The organism is Streptomyces sp. 2131.1 (assembly GCF_900105515.1).
Lineage (GTDB): Bacteria > Actinomycetota > Actinomycetes > Streptomycetales > Streptomycetaceae > Streptomyces > Streptomyces drozdowiczii.
Window position 1 is genome coordinate 6445673 of the sequence record NZ_FNSY01000001.1, and the last position, 14058, is coordinate 6459730.

Below are 14058 nucleotides of genomic sequence, written 5' to 3' on the forward strand. Positions count from 1 at the left end.
AAGTCGATTCAGGGAGTGCCGTGGGCGTCAGCCTCAAGGACGTTGCGCAACGGGCGGGCGTGTCCATCAAGACCGTGTCGAACGTGGTGAACAATTATCAGCACGTCACACCGAAGATGCGCGCCAAGGTGCAGCAGGCCATCGACGAGCTCGGCTACCGGCCGAACCTCACCGCTCGCCATCTGCGCAAGGGCCGCACCGGGATCATCGCCCTCGCCGTCCCCGAGTTCGGCAACCCCTACTTCGCCGAACTGGCCGGCGCGGTCGTCGACGCGGCCGCCCGGCACGACTACACCGTGCTGGTCGACCACACCGGCGGACTGCGCGAAAAGGAACTCCTGGTCAGCCAGGGATTCCGGTCCCACGTCATCGACGGACTCATCCTCAGCCCGATCCACCTGGAGACCGAGGACCTGATGGCGCGCACCGAGACCGCGCCCCTGGTCCTGCTCGGCGAGCGCGAGTACGAGGCCCCGTACGACCACATCGCCATCGACAACGTCGCGGCGGCGCGCGAGGCCGTGCGCCACCTCATCGGCCTCGGCCACCGCCGGATCGCCTTCCTCGGCTCCCGCACCGGCCGCGAACGCCAGCCCGCCCACCTCCGGCTGCGCGGCTGGCGCGAGGAACTGGCCGCCGCCGGCATCGAGCCCGACGAGGCGCTGGTCGTCGTCACCGACGGCTACGGCCGCGAGGACGGGGCCTCCGCCATGGCCGCCCTGCTGGACCGGGGCGAGCGTCCCGACGCCGTGTTCGCGTACAACGACCTCATCGCCATCGGCGCCATGCGCACCCTCTCCGAGCGCGGCCTGCGCATCCCCGAGGACGTCGCAGTCGTCGGGTTCGACGACATAGAGGAGAGCCTCTACGGCGCCACCACGCTCACCACCGTGGCACCCGACAAGGAGGCCATCGCCCGGCTCGCCGTCGACAGCCTCGTCGAGCGGCTCTCCGGCGACCAGGTGAGCGAGCCCAGGAGGCCCCGGCCCGGCTACCGGCTCGTCGTCCGCGAATCCACCGTTCCCCGGCCCGCCGCCGGACCGGCGGCACCGTAGGTACGGACCGGACGTCCCACCACCCCCGGGGGAGTCCGCCGTCCCCGTCCACGGCCCGCCCGTCCGGCCCACCGGCCGTCCGATCGCCCCAAGGATCATTGATGCCTCGCCCCACCGTGCACAGCAAACCGTTCGGCGCCCACGGGCCCACGGACGTCGACATCTGGACGCTCGACACCGGCACCGGAGTCCGGGCCGAGATCCTCACCTACGGCGGCATCCTGCACCGGCTCACCGTGCCCGACACCGCCGGCACCCCGGCGTCGGTGGTCCGCTCGCTGCCTGCCCTCGACGACTACACCGGCAAGAACCCGTTCTTCGGCGCCCTGGTCGGCCGCTACGCCAACCGCATCGCACACGGCAGGTTCACCCTCGACGGCACGGAGTACCGGGTGCCCGCCACCGACCGGGGCCACGCGCTGCACGGCGGCCCCGACGGCTTCCACACCCGCGTCTGGGAGGCGGCCGGATCCGCCACCGACGAGGCGGCCGTCCTGCGGCTCACGCTGCACAGCCCCGACGGCGACATGGGCTTCCCCGGCGCCCTGGACGTGACCGTGACGTACACCCTCGACACGTCGGGCACCCTCGCGCTCGACTACGCGGCGACCACCGACCGGGCCACCGTCGTCAACCTGACCAACCACGCGTACTTCGACCTGACCGCCCGGGGCGACATCCTCGGCCACACCCTCCAGGTGGACGCCGGGCACTATCTGCCGGTCGACGAGGAGGGCATCCCCGAGAGCCCGGCCGCTCCCGTCGCCGGCACCCCGTTCGACCTGACGTTGCCCCAGGTCCTGTCGGAACGCGTCTGCCTGACGAGCGAACAGCTGCGCAGGGCAGGCGGGTTCGACCACTGCTGGGTGCTCGACTCGCCGGACGCACCCGGCGGACTGCGACGCGCCGCCCGCCTCACGGCCCCGGACGCCCGGCGGGTCATGGAGGTGTGGACGACCGAACCCGGCATCCAGGTCTACACCGCCAACCAGCTGGACGGCACCCTGGCCGACCCCGACGGCGGCCACCACGAACGGCACAGTGCCGTCTGCCTGGAGACCCAGCACCTGCCCGACTCGCCCAACCGCCCCGACCAGCCGCCCACCGTCCTGCGCCCGGGCGAGGACTTCCGCAGCCGCACCGAGTTCCGCTTCCCGCACCTGGCGGACGCGGCAACGGGCGCGTGAGGACCGGGCCCGTCAGGTGACCTTGCGGCCCTCGGCCATGGCGGCCACCGCCCGGCCCAGCCGGGCCGCCCTCACCTCGGGCGAGGGGGCCGTCATCAGCCGCAGGAGCACCGGATAGCGGTCGGACCTGCCGAGCCCCGCGTAGAACCGCCCCGCCGCCTCGTCGGCCGCCAGAGCAGCGGCGAGGTCGGCGGGCACGGTGGCCCGGCTCTGCGAGGGGTACGCCGCCTCCCACCGCCCGTCCGCGCGTGCCGCCTCGACCTCCGCGAGCCCCGGCGCGCGCATCCGCCCGTCCGCGATCAGCGCCGCGACCTTCTCCACGTTGACCAGCGACCAGACGCTGCGCGGCCGGCGGGGCGTGATCCGCTGGAGGTAGTACACCTCGTCGCACGACCTGCGCTGCCCGGTGATCCAGCCGTAGCAGAGCGGGGCGTCGGTGTACTCGTCGACGGTCACCGACGCCACCCCGGAGTTCTGCTTGGCGATCTTCATCCAGATCCCCGTGCTGTCCGCGTGGTGTTTTTCCAGCCAGGCGTCGAGAGCCGCGACACTCGTGAAGGCCAGGGCGTTCTCCTGGATGTCGGCCGTGCCCGTCATGGCTGCGCCTTCCGCTCGGGGCCGGCTCCCGTCGCCCGGCCACACCTCCACGCTAGGCACCCTTCAGGTCAGTTCCCGTCCTATACGTGAAACTACGACGGGCCTCGTAGTATGGGAGCCCCATACGGAGCGACGATGCGGAGAGCGACCGTGAGCCCTGGCAGCACCACCGACCCGGCGGCGGGCGCGCGCACCCTGGCCCACCCCGCCCGCGAGGACATCAGGCTCGAAGCGGTCCTGCACGCGCTCTCCGACCCCGTGCGGCTGTGCGTCGTACGCGAACTGGCGGCCGCCGAGGGTGAGCTCACCTGCTCCTGTTTCGACCTCCCGGTCACCAAGTCGACCACCACGCACCACTTTCGGGTGCTGCGCGAGAGCGGCATCGTCCGGCAGACGTACCGGGGTACCGCCAAGATGAACGGGCTGCGGCGGGACGCCCTGGAGGAGCTGTTCCCCGGGCTGCTCGACCGCGTACTCGAAGCCGCCGCCCGGGAGGCGGAGCGCCTCGGTGAGAGCTGACGCGGGGGTTCATCACCCGACGTCACGCCCGCTGCACGGGCCGTAGTACTTCATTGACCGATCAGCCGCGACGGGACATGCTGTACCCCCGCCACGGCCCGGTTCCGGCGACGCAGGGGATCGCCGGAGCCGGGACGTCTCAGGCCGCGGGCCTGTCGCCGCCCTTGGTAGCGGCGGCCCACTCGACCAGCAGACGCTGGTACTGCTCCTCGTCCTCCGGGGAGAGGTGGCCGCCCGAGCGCCGCCACAGGTCGCGAATGTCTGCATTCACCACAGCTGCGGGGCGTACGGAACCGGACGGGCACTGAGTCGGGGACATGGCTCCAGGCTAAGGCCACGATGTGACAATCCGACCCATTGGGCGTCAGGGACATCTCTCACATGTGTCTCAGGCAACCTTCTCGGTCAGTCCGAGCTCCAGCAGTCCGTACGGCCGCTCCCGCACCGGCAGATGGCGTACGAAGCGCACCTCGCAGCCCAGCGCCGCGGCCCCGCCGTCGGCGGCGCGGTCGTCGCCGACCATCACCACATCCGCCGGGTCCTGTCCCAGAAGTGTGCACGCGGTGTGGAAGAGGCGTGCGTCCGGCTTCTGGACACCGTGCTCGAAGGAGAGCACGTACGCGTCCACGTACCGGTCCAGGCCGTGCGCCCGGAAGACCGGCCGCAGATCCCAGCCGATGTTGCTGACCACTCCGATCCGGACGCCGGCCTCGCGCAGCTCCGCCAGGACCTCCGCCGCGTCCGGGTAGGGCCGCCAGGCGTCCGGGCTCAGATGGCGGTCGTACAGCGCGTCGTACAGGCCCTCGTCGGGCAGCGGGACCTGACGGGCCAGTCCGGTGTACACCGCGCGGTGCAGCTCCGCGCTCTCGTCGCGGTGCGCCCAGCCCTCCGCGAGTTCCCCGGGCATCCGCCGCGGGCCGGGACCGCCCGGCAGCGCGCCGAACGCCTCCAGTTCCGTCGCGTACCGCTCGAACGCGGTCTCGTACACGCCCACCCCCCGCTCGGCCAGGGCCGCGGCGAGCCAGGAACGGACGGATTCGATCCGGAACAGCGTCCCGGAGAAGTCGAAGAGGGCACCCTTGATCGGCATGGCACCGATCCTCGCCGACCGGCCGGCAGCGGGCAAGGGTGCCTGGCCGGCCCCCGGCGGCGCCCGAGAACCAATGGTCAGGCGCTTCGGCGCTCCGCGGAGGCGGCCTGCCACCGTTCGAAGCCGCACACCGCGAACGCGGCCAGTGCCGCCCCCAGGAGCCACCCGCCCAGGACGTCGGACGGCCAGTGCACGCCCAGATACAGCCGGGTGAGACCGACCCCCAGCACCGAGACGGCCGCCGCGCCCACCGCCACCCGCCACAGCCGGGGCCCGGCGCCGGACCGGTGCAGCAGCCACAGCAGCAGCCCGCAGCTCACCATCGCCGTCATCGCGTGACCGGAGGGGTAGGCCGCGTACGAGGCGGAGTCCACCGGGTCCGCCCACCGGGGCCGCTCCCGTCCCACGGCGGCCTTGACGCCCTGCTGGAGAAGCGCGGAGAACAGAGCCGTCGCCGCCACCCACACCGCGAGCGGCCGCGCACCCCGCCACCACAGGGCGACCACGGCGACGGCGATCAGGGCGCGGAAGGTCCACGGATCCCACAGCCAGTCCGTCAGCAGCCGGTTGACGTGGACGAAGCCGGGTTCGGCCACAGCCCGCCGGTGCAGCGCGACCGCCACCTCGCGGTCCAGGCCGGTCAGCGGCCGCCACCGCGCGACGACCAGAGCCGTCACCGCCCCGCCGAGCACCGCGCAGACGGCTCCTGCCCGCGAGAGGGGCGAAGCGACGCGGACGCGGCCGACAGGGGAGAGCAGCGGGAGGCGCATGACACGATCCTCGCCGACGGACGCCCCACCGGCCCCTTCAGCGCGCCGGAAAGCGGAAACGCCGGTTCGTTGCTTCAGGGCGCCGAGCGCTACTTCAGGGCGCTGAGACCCGGGACGAACGCCACCAGCAGCGGCACCACCGGGACCAGGGCCGCCGCCGCGGTCAGCCGCAGCCGCCGTCCCGCCGTCAGCCTGCCCGCCGGAGCCAGCAGCCGGTTCACCCGCTGCGGCAGCTCCGCGTCCGCGGCCGGACAGGGGCCGAACACCCCCCGGTCCTCGTTGAGTTCGACCAGGGCCAGTGCGATCGTCAGCCGCCCGAAGCGCCGCGAGGCCACATCGTCGGCGGCCAGCTCGACCAGCCGGTGCATCTCGTTCCGGAACGCCGCGAACACCGGCACCTGCGGGAAACCGGAGGCCAGCGCCTCCGAGCAATTGAGCAACCAGTCGTGCCGCGCCTGCGCGTGGCCCTCCTCATGCGCAAGGACCGCGTCGAGCTGCCGCCCCTTCAGCCGGCCCAGCGCGGCCGTGGTGATGACGAGTTGGGGCGCGGCCCCGGGAAGCCACCAGGCGTCGGGGCGCTCGCCCTCCAGCACCACCAGCCGCCCGCCCTCGGGCTCCTCGCCGGGCATCAGCGGTGCGCGCACCAGGAGTTCGGCCCGCCGCTGCCTGCGCCGCGACTGCGCGCGGTGGATCACCCGGGCCAGCATGGCGGCCGTCCACACCCCGCCGAGGGCCAGCAGCACCGCCATCACCGCCGACCACGGCCCGTGGCCCGCGAGCGCGTACGCGTCGACGACGGCGTGCGGAGCGGGGGCGAAGACATGGCCGCGCACCGCCTGCCATGCGACGGCGGCGCTGAACGTCATGGAGAGGGCGAACGAGAGCAGCACCGCGGCCACCACGCACTGCCACACCCACAGGGCCACCACGGGTTCCCGCTCCGGCCACTCGGCCCGCGCCATCAGGCGCGGGGCCACGACGGCGGCCAGCGCGCCGATCAGCAGCAGTGCCAGGGAGACCCACATGGCGCCAGCCTATGAGGGGCGCGCCACACAAGGATACGGGTCCGCTCGCCAAGTGACGCACACCACGAAGGGCGGCCCTCCCCGTCTCACAGGGTGAGCAGCATCGCGAACATGGCTATGCCCATGGTCAGCCGGCAGGCCAGCGCCAGCTCCGGGCGCGCCCCCCAGCCCGAGGGCGGGGGACCGCCGCCGGTGGCCACCGCTGCCACCGGCACCAGCCGGGCGCCCGAGCGCAGCACGTACACCGCGTAGTAGGCGAGGAGCAGTCCCGTCACCAGGGGGATGCCGCCCGCGGCGGCCATGCCCTGGCCGCCCATCGAGTGCGCGGCATGGCCGCCGTGCGCCCCTCCGCCGGCCCGGGCCATCACGACGGCCATGTAGACCATTGCCGAGGAGCCGACCAGATGGTGCAGATGGTGGCCGCTGCGCCGGGAGAACCACAGGGCCCGCAGCGCCGCCACCCCGAACAGCACCGCGTACACCCCCCACCCCCAGGTGGGCGGGGCGACGGCGGCCGCCGGCACTGCCATCGCGGCCATGCCGAAGCCCATCAGCGCCTCCGCCCGCGCGGTCCTGCGCTCCTCCTCGCTTCCCGTACGGGTGCGCAGCAGGCAGTACGAGCCCGTCACCGCGCACAACGCCATCAGCAGCCATCCGGACGTCGCCGGTCCGTGCACAGCGGCCCTCCCCCCGGGCGAACGACATCGCCGTCGGTTAGTCGATGCCCGGGGCCGCACGCCCGTACGCGGCGCACTGGGGTACAGGGGGAGCGCGCGGCGGGAGTGTTTCCGCGATGCGCCTGGTGCGGGCGCCCCCGAGCGCCCCTGGGAAGTGGCCCGGAGCAGGGGCGGGACCGGCGGCGTTACGCTGCTCGGGCACCGCCCTCTGACGAATTCGGAGAAACACCGCCATGGACACCGCGCCGCCCCGAGACACCGGGAAGCTGACGTTCCGCGACGCCACCGAGGCGGACGTGCCCGCCCTCGTGGAGCTGATCGAGTCGGCGTACCGCGGCGACAGCAGCCGCGCCGGATGGACCACCGAGGCGGACATCCTCCAAGGTCAGCGGACCGACCCGCAGGGGGTGCGCGAGGTGGTCGAAAGCCCCGGCAGCAGGCTGCTCGTGGTGGAGCGGGACGGCGCCCTCGTCGCCTGCTGCCAGTTGGAGCACCGCGGCGAGGCCGCCTACTTCGGCATGTTCGCGGTCCGTCCCCTGCTCCAGGGCGCCGGCCTCGGCAAGGTGATCATCGCCGAGGCCGAGCGCTCCGTCCGGGAGGGCTGGGGCGCGCGGGAGATGCACATGACCGTGATCTCCGCCCGGGCGGAACTCATCGCCTGGTACGAGCGCCGCGGCTACCGCCGTACGGGCCGGCTGTCCCCGTTCCCGTACGGGGACGAGCGCTTCGGCATCCCGCAGCGCGACGACCTCGCCTTCGAGCTGCTGGTCAAGGAGTTCGAAGGCTGACGGTCAGGCGGCGCCGCCGCCGCGCTGGATGTCCGGGTGGTCGGTGGTGACGCCGTCGAGCCCGAGGCCCCGGGCCAGCCGCAGCTGGTCCCGGGTGTTGACCGTCCAGCCGAACACCGTGAGCCCTTCGGCGTGGGCCTTCTCGACGAGTTCGAGCGTGATGCGCCGGATGTTCAGCACCAGCCGGGCGGCGCCCACCGCCTTCGCGCGGTCCAGCAGGTCCTTGTCCCACCGGCTCGCCACGAGGGCCGTTCGCACACCCGGGACCAGCTGCGCGATCTCGGCGATCGCCTCGTCGTGGAAGGAGATCACCTCGACGCGCTCGACGAGACCGCGCTCGTGCATCACCCGGGCCAGGGTGCGGGCGGCGGCCACGTCCTTGATCTCCGCCTGGAGCGGGGAGCGCACGGCGTCCAGGACCTCCTCGAAGACGGGCACCGGCTCGCCCAGGCCCGCGTCGAGCGCGCGCAGCTCGGCGAGCGTCTTCTCCGCGATCGGCCCCTCGCCGTCCGTCGTCCGGTCCACGTCCGCGTCGTGCATGACGGCCAGCGCGCCGTCCTTGCTCAAGTGCAGGTCGAGCTCGATGAGGTCCACGCCCTCCCGCTCGGCGCGGACGAACGAGCGCAGGGTGTTCTCCGGCTCGATCCCGGCCGCTCCGCGATGACCGATCGTGAGAAGAGACAAGGCAGGCTCGCTTCCGTCGACACTCTGTTTCCCGTGCGCCGCTCCTGCCCGCACGGCGCGGTGCTCCGCCCGCGGTCGGCAGCCTAATGGCCCGCGCAGACGGGGCCCGGGAGGTGTGGGGCCCGCTCGCGCAGCGCGTCGGAATGCCGCCGAAGAAGCCGCCGGGGCGGCACGGCACAGGAAAAACAGCGGTGACCATGGGGGTCGGCAGGACGATTTCCACAACCCCACTTGTCCCCGGGACTCGCGCGCGGATACGGTGGTGAGACGCGAGGTTCTCCCGTGGAGGAAGTGTGATGACGGAAATTCTTGTGCACGAAGCCGAATCCGGCGACATAGCTGCTGCCGCACGGGTGATCGAGCACCCGGCCTGGCCCGCGCTCAAGAATGCCGTGGAGGAGATCCGCCCCTGGCAGTCCAAGGACGGCTCCATCGACTTCGACGCCGAGGGCGCGCCCGCCCCGGCCTTCGCCGAGGCCGCTGTGGAACGGGTGATCGCCGCCGTCGAGCAGCTCTCCCCGCTGCTCCCGCACGACGCCGCGTACCACCGCGCCCTCGTCAAGGACCTGCGCGGCTGGGTCGGCGGCGGCTTCGACGTCCCCGACTTCCTCGACTCCCTGCTGGCCTTCCAGCCTGCCAAGGGGCGCGCCGACGGGCTCCAGCACCTGGTCGTCTTCGCGATGTACACCCAGAACGGCAACCCCGACCGCAACCTCGAAGCGGTCGTGCTGCGGATGGTCTGGCCCGAGTGGCTCGCCGAACTGGAGGCGACCCGCTACGACAACCCGCTGTTCTGCGGCATCACCTTCGAGGACTTCACCTCCGGCTACGACACCAACTCGGCGGTCCTCTTCCCGGAGACCATCGCCGTCCGCGAGGCCCCGAGCGTTTCAGCTGGGGCGGCATCTTCTGCGACCGCGAGGCCGCCCGCTTCCGCCGCGTCACCGAGGCGTCCGTCGACCTGCTCGGCGTGGACCTGCCCGACGACATCCGCGCGATGATCGACGACCAGCAGCGCTGCGAGCAGGCATTCGTGCTCTGGGACATGGTCCACGACCGCACCCACAGCCACGGCGACCTGCCGTTCGACCCGTTCATGATCAAGCAGCGCCAGCCGTTCTGGATGTACGGCCTGGAGGAGCTGCGCTGCGACCTCACCGCCTTCAAGGAGGCCGTGAAGCTGGAGGCCGAGGGCAACGCCCACGGCCGCGACGTGCAGTACGCGGTGCTCTTCGACCGGATGTTCCGCTTCCCGGTCACCGGCGAGCGCGTCCGCAACTACGACGGTCTCGGCGGCCAGCTCCTCTTCGCGTACCTCCACAAGCACGATGTCGTCCGCTGGACCGACAACAAGCTGCGCATCGACTGGGAGCGGGCCCCGCAGGTCACCAACCAGCTCTGCGCCGAGATCGAGAAGCTCTACCGCGACGGCATCGACCGCCCCAAGATCGTCCACTGGTTCGCGGCGTACGACCTCGTCTCCACCTACCTCGCCCCGCACCCCGGCTCCCGATGGGCCAAGGGCCCGGACGCCCTGGACCTCTCACAGCCGCCGCGGAAACTCGTGGACGACGTGCTTCCGGACGAGTTTCCCCTGAGCATGTTCTATGAGGCCCTCTCCAAGAAGCTGAAGAACGTGATCGCCTCCACCAAGGGCATCACCGCCTCGGACGCGGGGAAGGCTGCCGCGTGAGCACAGGTCCCAAGGAGGCGGAGGCCATGAACGGAACAAGCACGGGCGACGCGAGCGGCGTGCTCGAGGGCGCCGTGGTCGCCGTCGCGGGAGCGGCCGGCCCGGCCGGCCGCGCCACGCTGCTGCGGCTCGCCGAGGCGGGCGCCGTCGTCGTCGCGTCGGACTCCCACCCCACCCGGCTCGCCGAGGCCGTCGACGCGGCGCGCTACGCCCACGGCGGCGCGACCGTCACCGGCGACACCGTCGACCTCCTCGACCTCGGAGCCACCCGGGAATGGGCGGCCAAGACGGAGAAGGAGTTCGGCCGCGTCGACGGCGTCGTCCACCTCGTGGGCGGCTGGCGCGGCAGCGCGAACTTCGCCGAGACCGACCCCGCAGACTGGACGCTGCTGGAGAAGCTGCTGATCCGTACGGTGCAGAACACCTCGCTGGCCTTCCACGACTGCCTGCTGCGCAGCGACCGCGGGCGCTACCTGCTGACCAGCGCGGCGGGCGCGAGCAAGCCCACCGCGGGCAACGCCGCCTACGCCGCCGCCAAGGCCGCGGCCGAGGCGTGGACCCTCGCGCTCGCCGACTCCTTCCGGAAGGCGGGGGGCGAGGACGGCCCGCGCAGCGCGGCTGCGATCCTGGTCGTGAAGGCACTGGTGCACGACGCGATGCGCGCCGAGCGCCCGAATGCGAAGTTCGCGGGCTTCACCGACGTCACGGACCTGGCCGATGCCATCGCCGGCGTTTGGGACCGGCCCGCCCCGGAAGTGAACGGAAAGCGCCTGTGGCTGACCCCGCAACCGTAAGGACCGACGCGCGTCGCCACCACGACCCGCAGGTACGCGGTTTCGCCAGTGACAACTACGCGGGAACGCACCCGGAGATCCTCGCCGCCCTCGCCCTCGCCAACGGCGGTCACCAGATCGCCTACGGCGAGGACGAGTACACGGGCCATCTCCAGCGCGTGATGCACAGCCACTTCGGCCCCACCGCGGAGGCCTTCCCGGTCTTCAACGGCACCGGTGCCAACGTGGTGTCGCTCCAGGCCATGACCGACCGCTGGGGTGCCGTCATCTGCGCCGAGTCCGCCCACATCAACGTGGACGAGGGCGGCGCTCCCGAGCGGGTCGGCGGCCTGAAGCTGCTCACCGTCCCCACCGAGGACGGCAAGCTCACGCCGGAGCTCATCGACCGGCAGGCGTACGGCTGGGACGACGAGCACCGCGCCATGCCGCAGGTCGTCTCGATCACGCAGAACACCGAACTGGGCACCGTCTACACGCCCGACGAGATCCGCGCGATCTGCGAACACGCCCACGGGCACGGCATGACGGTCCACCTCGACGGAGCCCGCATAGCCAACGCGTCCGCGTCCCTGGACGTGCCCATGCGTACGTTCACCAACGCGGTCGGCGTCGATGTGCTCTCCTTCGGCGGCACGAAGAACGGGGCGATCTTCGGCGAGGCCGTCGTGGTCCTGAACCCCGACGCGGTCCGCGCGATGAAGCACCTGCGCAAGCTGTCCATGCAGCTCGCTTCCAAGATGCGCTTCGTCTCCGTACAGCTGGAGGCGCTGCTCGCGGGCGACCTCTGGCTGCGCAACGCGCGGCACGCCAACGCCATGGCCCAGCGGCTCGCCGAGGGCGTGCGCGGGGTCGACGGCGTGGAGATCCTCTACCCCGTGCAGGCCAACGCCGTCTTCGCGCGGCTCCCGCACGCCGTGAGCGAACGGCTGCAGAAGCGCTTCCGCTTCTACTTCTGGGACGAGCAGGCCGGTGACGTGCGCTGGATGTGCGCGTTCGACACCACGGAGGAGGACGTCGACGCGTTCCTCCTCGCGCTCAAGGAGGAGATGGCCGCGGCCTGACGGCCACCGGAACAGCACCGGGGTGCGGACGGACCGTCCGCACCCCGGTTTGACGTTTCAGCCGCGCTCGCGCACCTCGGCCGGCGTCGGCGCCGTGCCGCCCAGGTGGGCCGGGACCCACCACGTGTCACTGGCGTCCTTCGGCCGGACCGGATAGGCCCGCTGGGCCGCTTCGAGCAGCTCCTGCACCCGCTCGCGCAGCCGCCGCGTGATGGCGCCCGCGTACTGGTCGGTGGGGGCCTCCACGGGCTCGCCGACGCGGATGGTGATCGGGGTGTGGTTGCGCTTGAAGCTGCGCGGCCGGCCCTTGGTCCACAGCCGTTGCGTGCCCCACAGAGCCATCGGGACCAGCGGCACCCCCGCCTCCTGCGCCAGGCGCGCCGCACCCGACTTGAAGCTCTTGAGCGTGAAGGACTCCGAGATCGTCGCTTCGGGGAACACGCCGACGATCTCCCCGGACCGCAGCGACTCCAGCGCGTGCGCGTACGCGTCCTCGCCCTGCTTGCGGTCGACGGGAATGTGCTTCATGCCGCGCATCAGCGGTCCGGAGACCTTGTGCCGGAATACCGATTCCTTGGCCATGAAACGGACCAGCCGCTTCTGCGGCAGTGCCGCGAGGCCGCTGAAGATGAAGTCCAGATAACTGATGTGGTTGCTGACCAGAACAGCGCCACCGGTCTTCGGGATGTGCTCCGAACCCTGAGTGTCGATCTTCAGGTCGAGCGCCTTGAAAAACGTGCGAGCGGCGCCGATGACCGGCCGATAGACGAGTTCTGCCATCTGGGGAAGACCCTTTCTTCAGCGACCGCGGAGGTTCTCCCGGCGGAAGTTACGCAGCCGTAGGTTTTCGGCATTGGGGCGATCGTGCCCCATACGGTGACGCGGTGGCCAGTCCCGGCGGCCCCGGGCCGCGAGATTCTCGTCACGTAGGGCGGTGGGGAATGCCCGCGCCGCCGCGGGTGCTGACCCCTTGCGTGGAACTCTGACAGGAGGACGGCAGTGGACGGGCAGGCGCGTACGGAGAGGCTGGACGCGGCGGAACTCGGCGCGGAACTGGGGGAGCGGGCCACGCTCGTGCAGTTCTCCAGCGCCTTCTGCCAGCCGTGCCGGGCGACGCGCCGCACGCTCGCGGAGGTGGCCGGGATGGTCGACGGGGTCGCTCATGTGGAGATCGACGCGGAGTCGCACCTCGCGCTCGTACGCGCCCTCGACATCAGCCGCACCCCGACCGTGCTGGTCCTCGACGCCGGGGGCCGGATCGTCCGCCGGGCCGTCGGGCAGCCACGGACCGTCGACGTCGTCGCCGCCCTCGGACAAGCGATGTGACGGGCCGTGATGCTTCTCCCACCTGGTGGGACGCCCTTGACTGCACGTGCCGCGCATCGTCAGTGTGACGCTATGCCGTCAGATCCCCTGCTCCATGGCCGGGAGTACATCGACCTCGCCCGCACCGCCGGCGCGCGCTGTCCGGATGCCTGAGCATCCACGACCCCGCATCCCCGACGCGCAGAAGGACCTTTCCATGACGGCAGCACCCGAGCTCGGCAACCCGCGCACCGCGTCCCCGGACCTCCTGCGTGCGGTGTTCCGGCAGCACGCCGCCGGAGTCGCCGTGATCACCGCCGCCGGCGAGCGCCCCGTCGGCTTCACCGCCACGTCCCTCAACTCCGTGGCCGCCGAACCGCCCCTCGTCTCCTTCGGCGTCGGTACGTCGTCCTCCAGCTGGCCCGTGATCGCCACGGCCGAGCACGTCGGCGTCCACATACTCGGCGAGCACCAGCAGGAGCTGGCCGCCACCTTCGCCCGCAGCGGCGCCGACCGGTTCGGGCCGTCCACCTTTTGGCGCAGCGGCCCGGAAGGCGTTCCACTGCTCGACGGCGTCCTGGCCTGGCTGGTCTGCCGCGTCGTGGCCCGGGTTCCGGCGGGCGACCACCGCATCGTGATCGCGCAGGTGGTCGGGGGCGACCCGGCGGGCGGCGGCCGGCCGCTGGTCTATCACCAGGGCCGATTCACGGCTCTGCGAGACTGAGGCCGCACCGGGTGGTTCCCGCATGTCGCGCGTTGGGCAGATCACAGTGCAAAGCGCTTGCTCATCGGACGTCCACTCGGTGTACTGGC

Annotated in this window: 16 protein-coding genes and 1 pseudogene; 9 read left to right on the plus strand and 8 right to left on the minus strand. The window is 72.0% G+C overall.

Annotation, left to right across the window (positions count from 1 at the left end):
• Positions 1–20: 20 nt before the first annotated feature.
• Together BLW14_RS28770 and BLW14_RS28775 are read left to right on the plus strand one after the other, a co-directional pair.
• Complete coding sequence (locus BLW14_RS28770) at positions 21–1055, plus strand: LacI family DNA-binding transcriptional regulator (protein WP_093710041.1); 1035 nt, start codon at positions 21–23, stop codon at positions 1053–1055.
• Positions 1056–1156: 101 nt separating this feature from the next.
• On the plus strand, positions 1157–2242 hold the full coding sequence (locus BLW14_RS28775) for an aldose epimerase family protein (protein WP_093710042.1): 1086 nt from the start codon (positions 1157–1159) through the stop codon (positions 2240–2242).
• Positions 2243–2254: 12 nt separating this feature from the next.
• On the opposite strand, the gene BLW14_RS28780 is transcribed toward BLW14_RS28775, so the two are convergent.
• Positions 2255–2839 carry a YdeI/OmpD-associated family protein gene (locus BLW14_RS28780; RefSeq protein WP_093710043.1) on the minus strand — a complete coding sequence of 195 codons (585 nt, stop codon included), beginning with the start codon at positions 2837–2839 and terminating at the stop codon, positions 2255–2257.
• Positions 2840–2974: 135 nt separating this feature from the next.
• Here BLW14_RS28780 and BLW14_RS28785 point away from each other — a divergent pair, with 135 nt between their 5' ends.
• A complete protein-coding gene (locus BLW14_RS28785; RefSeq protein WP_093710044.1) occupies positions 2975–3358 on the plus strand; it encodes an ArsR/SmtB family transcription factor in 384 nt (127 codons plus the stop codon).
• Between the two features lie 139 nt (positions 3359–3497).
• On the opposite strand, the gene BLW14_RS34275 is transcribed toward BLW14_RS28785, so the two are convergent.
• The 5 genes from BLW14_RS34275 to BLW14_RS28805 all read right to left on the minus strand — a co-directional run bounded on the left by BLW14_RS34275 (position 3498) and on the right by BLW14_RS28805 (position 6920).
• Positions 3498–3677, minus strand: a complete 180-nt coding sequence (locus BLW14_RS34275) for a hypothetical protein (RefSeq protein ID WP_132903726.1) — start codon at positions 3675–3677, stop codon at positions 3498–3500.
• Between the two features lie 69 nt (positions 3678–3746).
• Complete coding sequence (locus BLW14_RS28790) at positions 3747–4448, minus strand: HAD family hydrolase (protein ID WP_093710045.1); 702 nt, start codon at positions 4446–4448, stop codon at positions 3747–3749.
• Between the two features lie 77 nt (positions 4449–4525).
• Complete coding sequence (locus tag BLW14_RS28795) at positions 4526–5218, minus strand: phosphatase PAP2 family protein (RefSeq protein ID WP_093710046.1); 693 nt, start codon at positions 5216–5218, stop codon at positions 4526–4528.
• Positions 5219–5307: 89 nt separating this feature from the next.
• Positions 5308–6243 carry a M56 family metallopeptidase gene (locus BLW14_RS28800; protein ID WP_093710047.1) on the minus strand — a complete coding sequence of 312 codons (936 nt, stop codon included), beginning with the start codon at positions 6241–6243 and terminating at the stop codon, positions 5308–5310.
• An 86-nt stretch (positions 6244–6329) separates the two neighbouring features.
• Complete coding sequence (locus tag BLW14_RS28805; protein WP_093710048.1) at positions 6330–6920, minus strand: DUF5134 domain-containing protein; 591 nt, start codon at positions 6918–6920, stop codon at positions 6330–6332.
• A gap of 233 nt (positions 6921–7153) precedes the next feature.
• Between BLW14_RS28805 and BLW14_RS28810 the strand changes: the two genes are divergently transcribed.
• Positions 7154–7708 (plus strand): GNAT family N-acetyltransferase, encoded by a 555-nt coding sequence (locus BLW14_RS28810; protein WP_093710049.1) that lies wholly within the window; start codon positions 7154–7156, stop codon positions 7706–7708.
• Between the two features lie 3 nt (positions 7709–7711).
• Here BLW14_RS28810 and BLW14_RS28815 read toward each other — a convergent pair whose 3' ends face one another.
• Positions 7712–8392 carry a glycerophosphodiester phosphodiesterase gene (locus BLW14_RS28815; protein ID WP_093710050.1) on the minus strand — a complete coding sequence of 227 codons (681 nt, stop codon included), beginning with the start codon at positions 8390–8392 and terminating at the stop codon, positions 7712–7714.
• A 296-nt stretch (positions 8393–8688) separates the two neighbouring features.
• Here BLW14_RS28815 and BLW14_RS28820 point away from each other — a divergent pair.
• The 3 genes and pseudogenes from BLW14_RS28820 (at position 8689) to BLW14_RS28830 (ending at position 11940) form a co-directional block, all read left to right on the plus strand.
• Positions 8689–10085 (plus strand): annotated as a pseudogene (locus tag BLW14_RS28820) (DUF6421 family protein).
• A gap of 26 nt (positions 10086–10111) precedes the next feature.
• Positions 10112–10879 (plus strand): SDR family NAD(P)-dependent oxidoreductase, encoded by a 768-nt coding sequence (locus tag BLW14_RS28825; RefSeq protein ID WP_093710051.1) that lies wholly within the window; start codon positions 10112–10114, stop codon positions 10877–10879.
• Complete coding sequence (locus BLW14_RS28830) at positions 10858–11940, plus strand: threonine aldolase family protein (RefSeq protein ID WP_093710052.1); 1083 nt, start codon at positions 10858–10860, stop codon at positions 11938–11940. Before BLW14_RS28825 ends, BLW14_RS28830 begins: the two co-directional genes overlap by 22 nt.
• A gap of 57 nt (positions 11941–11997) precedes the next feature.
• Here BLW14_RS28830 and BLW14_RS28835 read toward each other — a convergent pair whose 3' ends face one another.
• Positions 11998–12720: a lysophospholipid acyltransferase family protein gene (locus BLW14_RS28835; RefSeq protein ID WP_073865251.1), complete on the minus strand. Its 723-nt coding sequence runs from the start codon at positions 12718–12720 to the stop codon at positions 11998–12000.
• A 219-nt stretch (positions 12721–12939) separates the two neighbouring features.
• Between BLW14_RS28835 and BLW14_RS28840 the strand changes: the two genes are divergently transcribed.
• Positions 12940–13266, plus strand: coding sequence for a TlpA family protein disulfide reductase (locus tag BLW14_RS28840; RefSeq protein ID WP_093710053.1), 327 nt, complete (start codon positions 12940–12942; stop codon positions 13264–13266).
• A gap of 196 nt (positions 13267–13462) precedes the next feature.
• Complete coding sequence (locus BLW14_RS28845; protein WP_093710054.1) at positions 13463–13969, plus strand: flavin reductase family protein; 507 nt, start codon at positions 13463–13465, stop codon at positions 13967–13969.
• Positions 13970–14058: the final 89 nt, after the last annotated feature.

What these genes read in the sequence shown, in the direction of transcription:
- BLW14_RS28775 (WP_093710042.1), top strand. Translation starts at nt 1,157, where the DNA reads ATGCCTCGCCCCACCGTGCACAGCAAACCGTTCGGCGCCCACGGGCCC.
- BLW14_RS28780 (WP_093710043.1), bottom strand. Translation starts at nt 2,839, where the DNA reads ATGACGGGCACGGCCGACATCCAGGAGAACGCCCTGGCCTTCACGAGT.
- BLW14_RS28785 (WP_093710044.1), top strand. Translation starts at nt 2,975, where the DNA reads ATGCGGAGAGCGACCGTGAGCCCTGGCAGCACCACCGACCCGGCGGCG.
- BLW14_RS34275 (WP_132903726.1), bottom strand. Translation starts at nt 3,677, where the DNA reads ATGTCCCCGACTCAGTGCCCGTCCGGTTCCGTACGCCCCGCAGCTGTG.
- BLW14_RS28790 (WP_093710045.1), bottom strand. Translation starts at nt 4,448, where the DNA reads ATGCCGATCAAGGGTGCCCTCTTCGACTTCTCCGGGACGCTGTTCCGG.
- BLW14_RS28795 (WP_093710046.1), bottom strand. Translation starts at nt 5,218, where the DNA reads ATGCGCCTCCCGCTGCTCTCCCCTGTCGGCCGCGTCCGCGTCGCTTCG.
- BLW14_RS28800 (WP_093710047.1), bottom strand. Translation starts at nt 6,243, where the DNA reads ATGTGGGTCTCCCTGGCACTGCTGCTGATCGGCGCGCTGGCCGCCGTC.
- BLW14_RS28810 (WP_093710049.1), top strand. Translation starts at nt 7,154, where the DNA reads ATGGACACCGCGCCGCCCCGAGACACCGGGAAGCTGACGTTCCGCGAC.
- BLW14_RS28825 (WP_093710051.1), top strand. Translation starts at nt 10,112, where the DNA reads ATGAACGGAACAAGCACGGGCGACGCGAGCGGCGTGCTCGAGGGCGCC.
- BLW14_RS28835 (WP_073865251.1), bottom strand. Translation starts at nt 12,720, where the DNA reads ATGGCAGAACTCGTCTATCGGCCGGTCATCGGCGCCGCTCGCACGTTT.
- BLW14_RS28845 (WP_093710054.1), top strand. Translation starts at nt 13,463, where the DNA reads ATGACGGCAGCACCCGAGCTCGGCAACCCGCGCACCGCGTCCCCGGAC.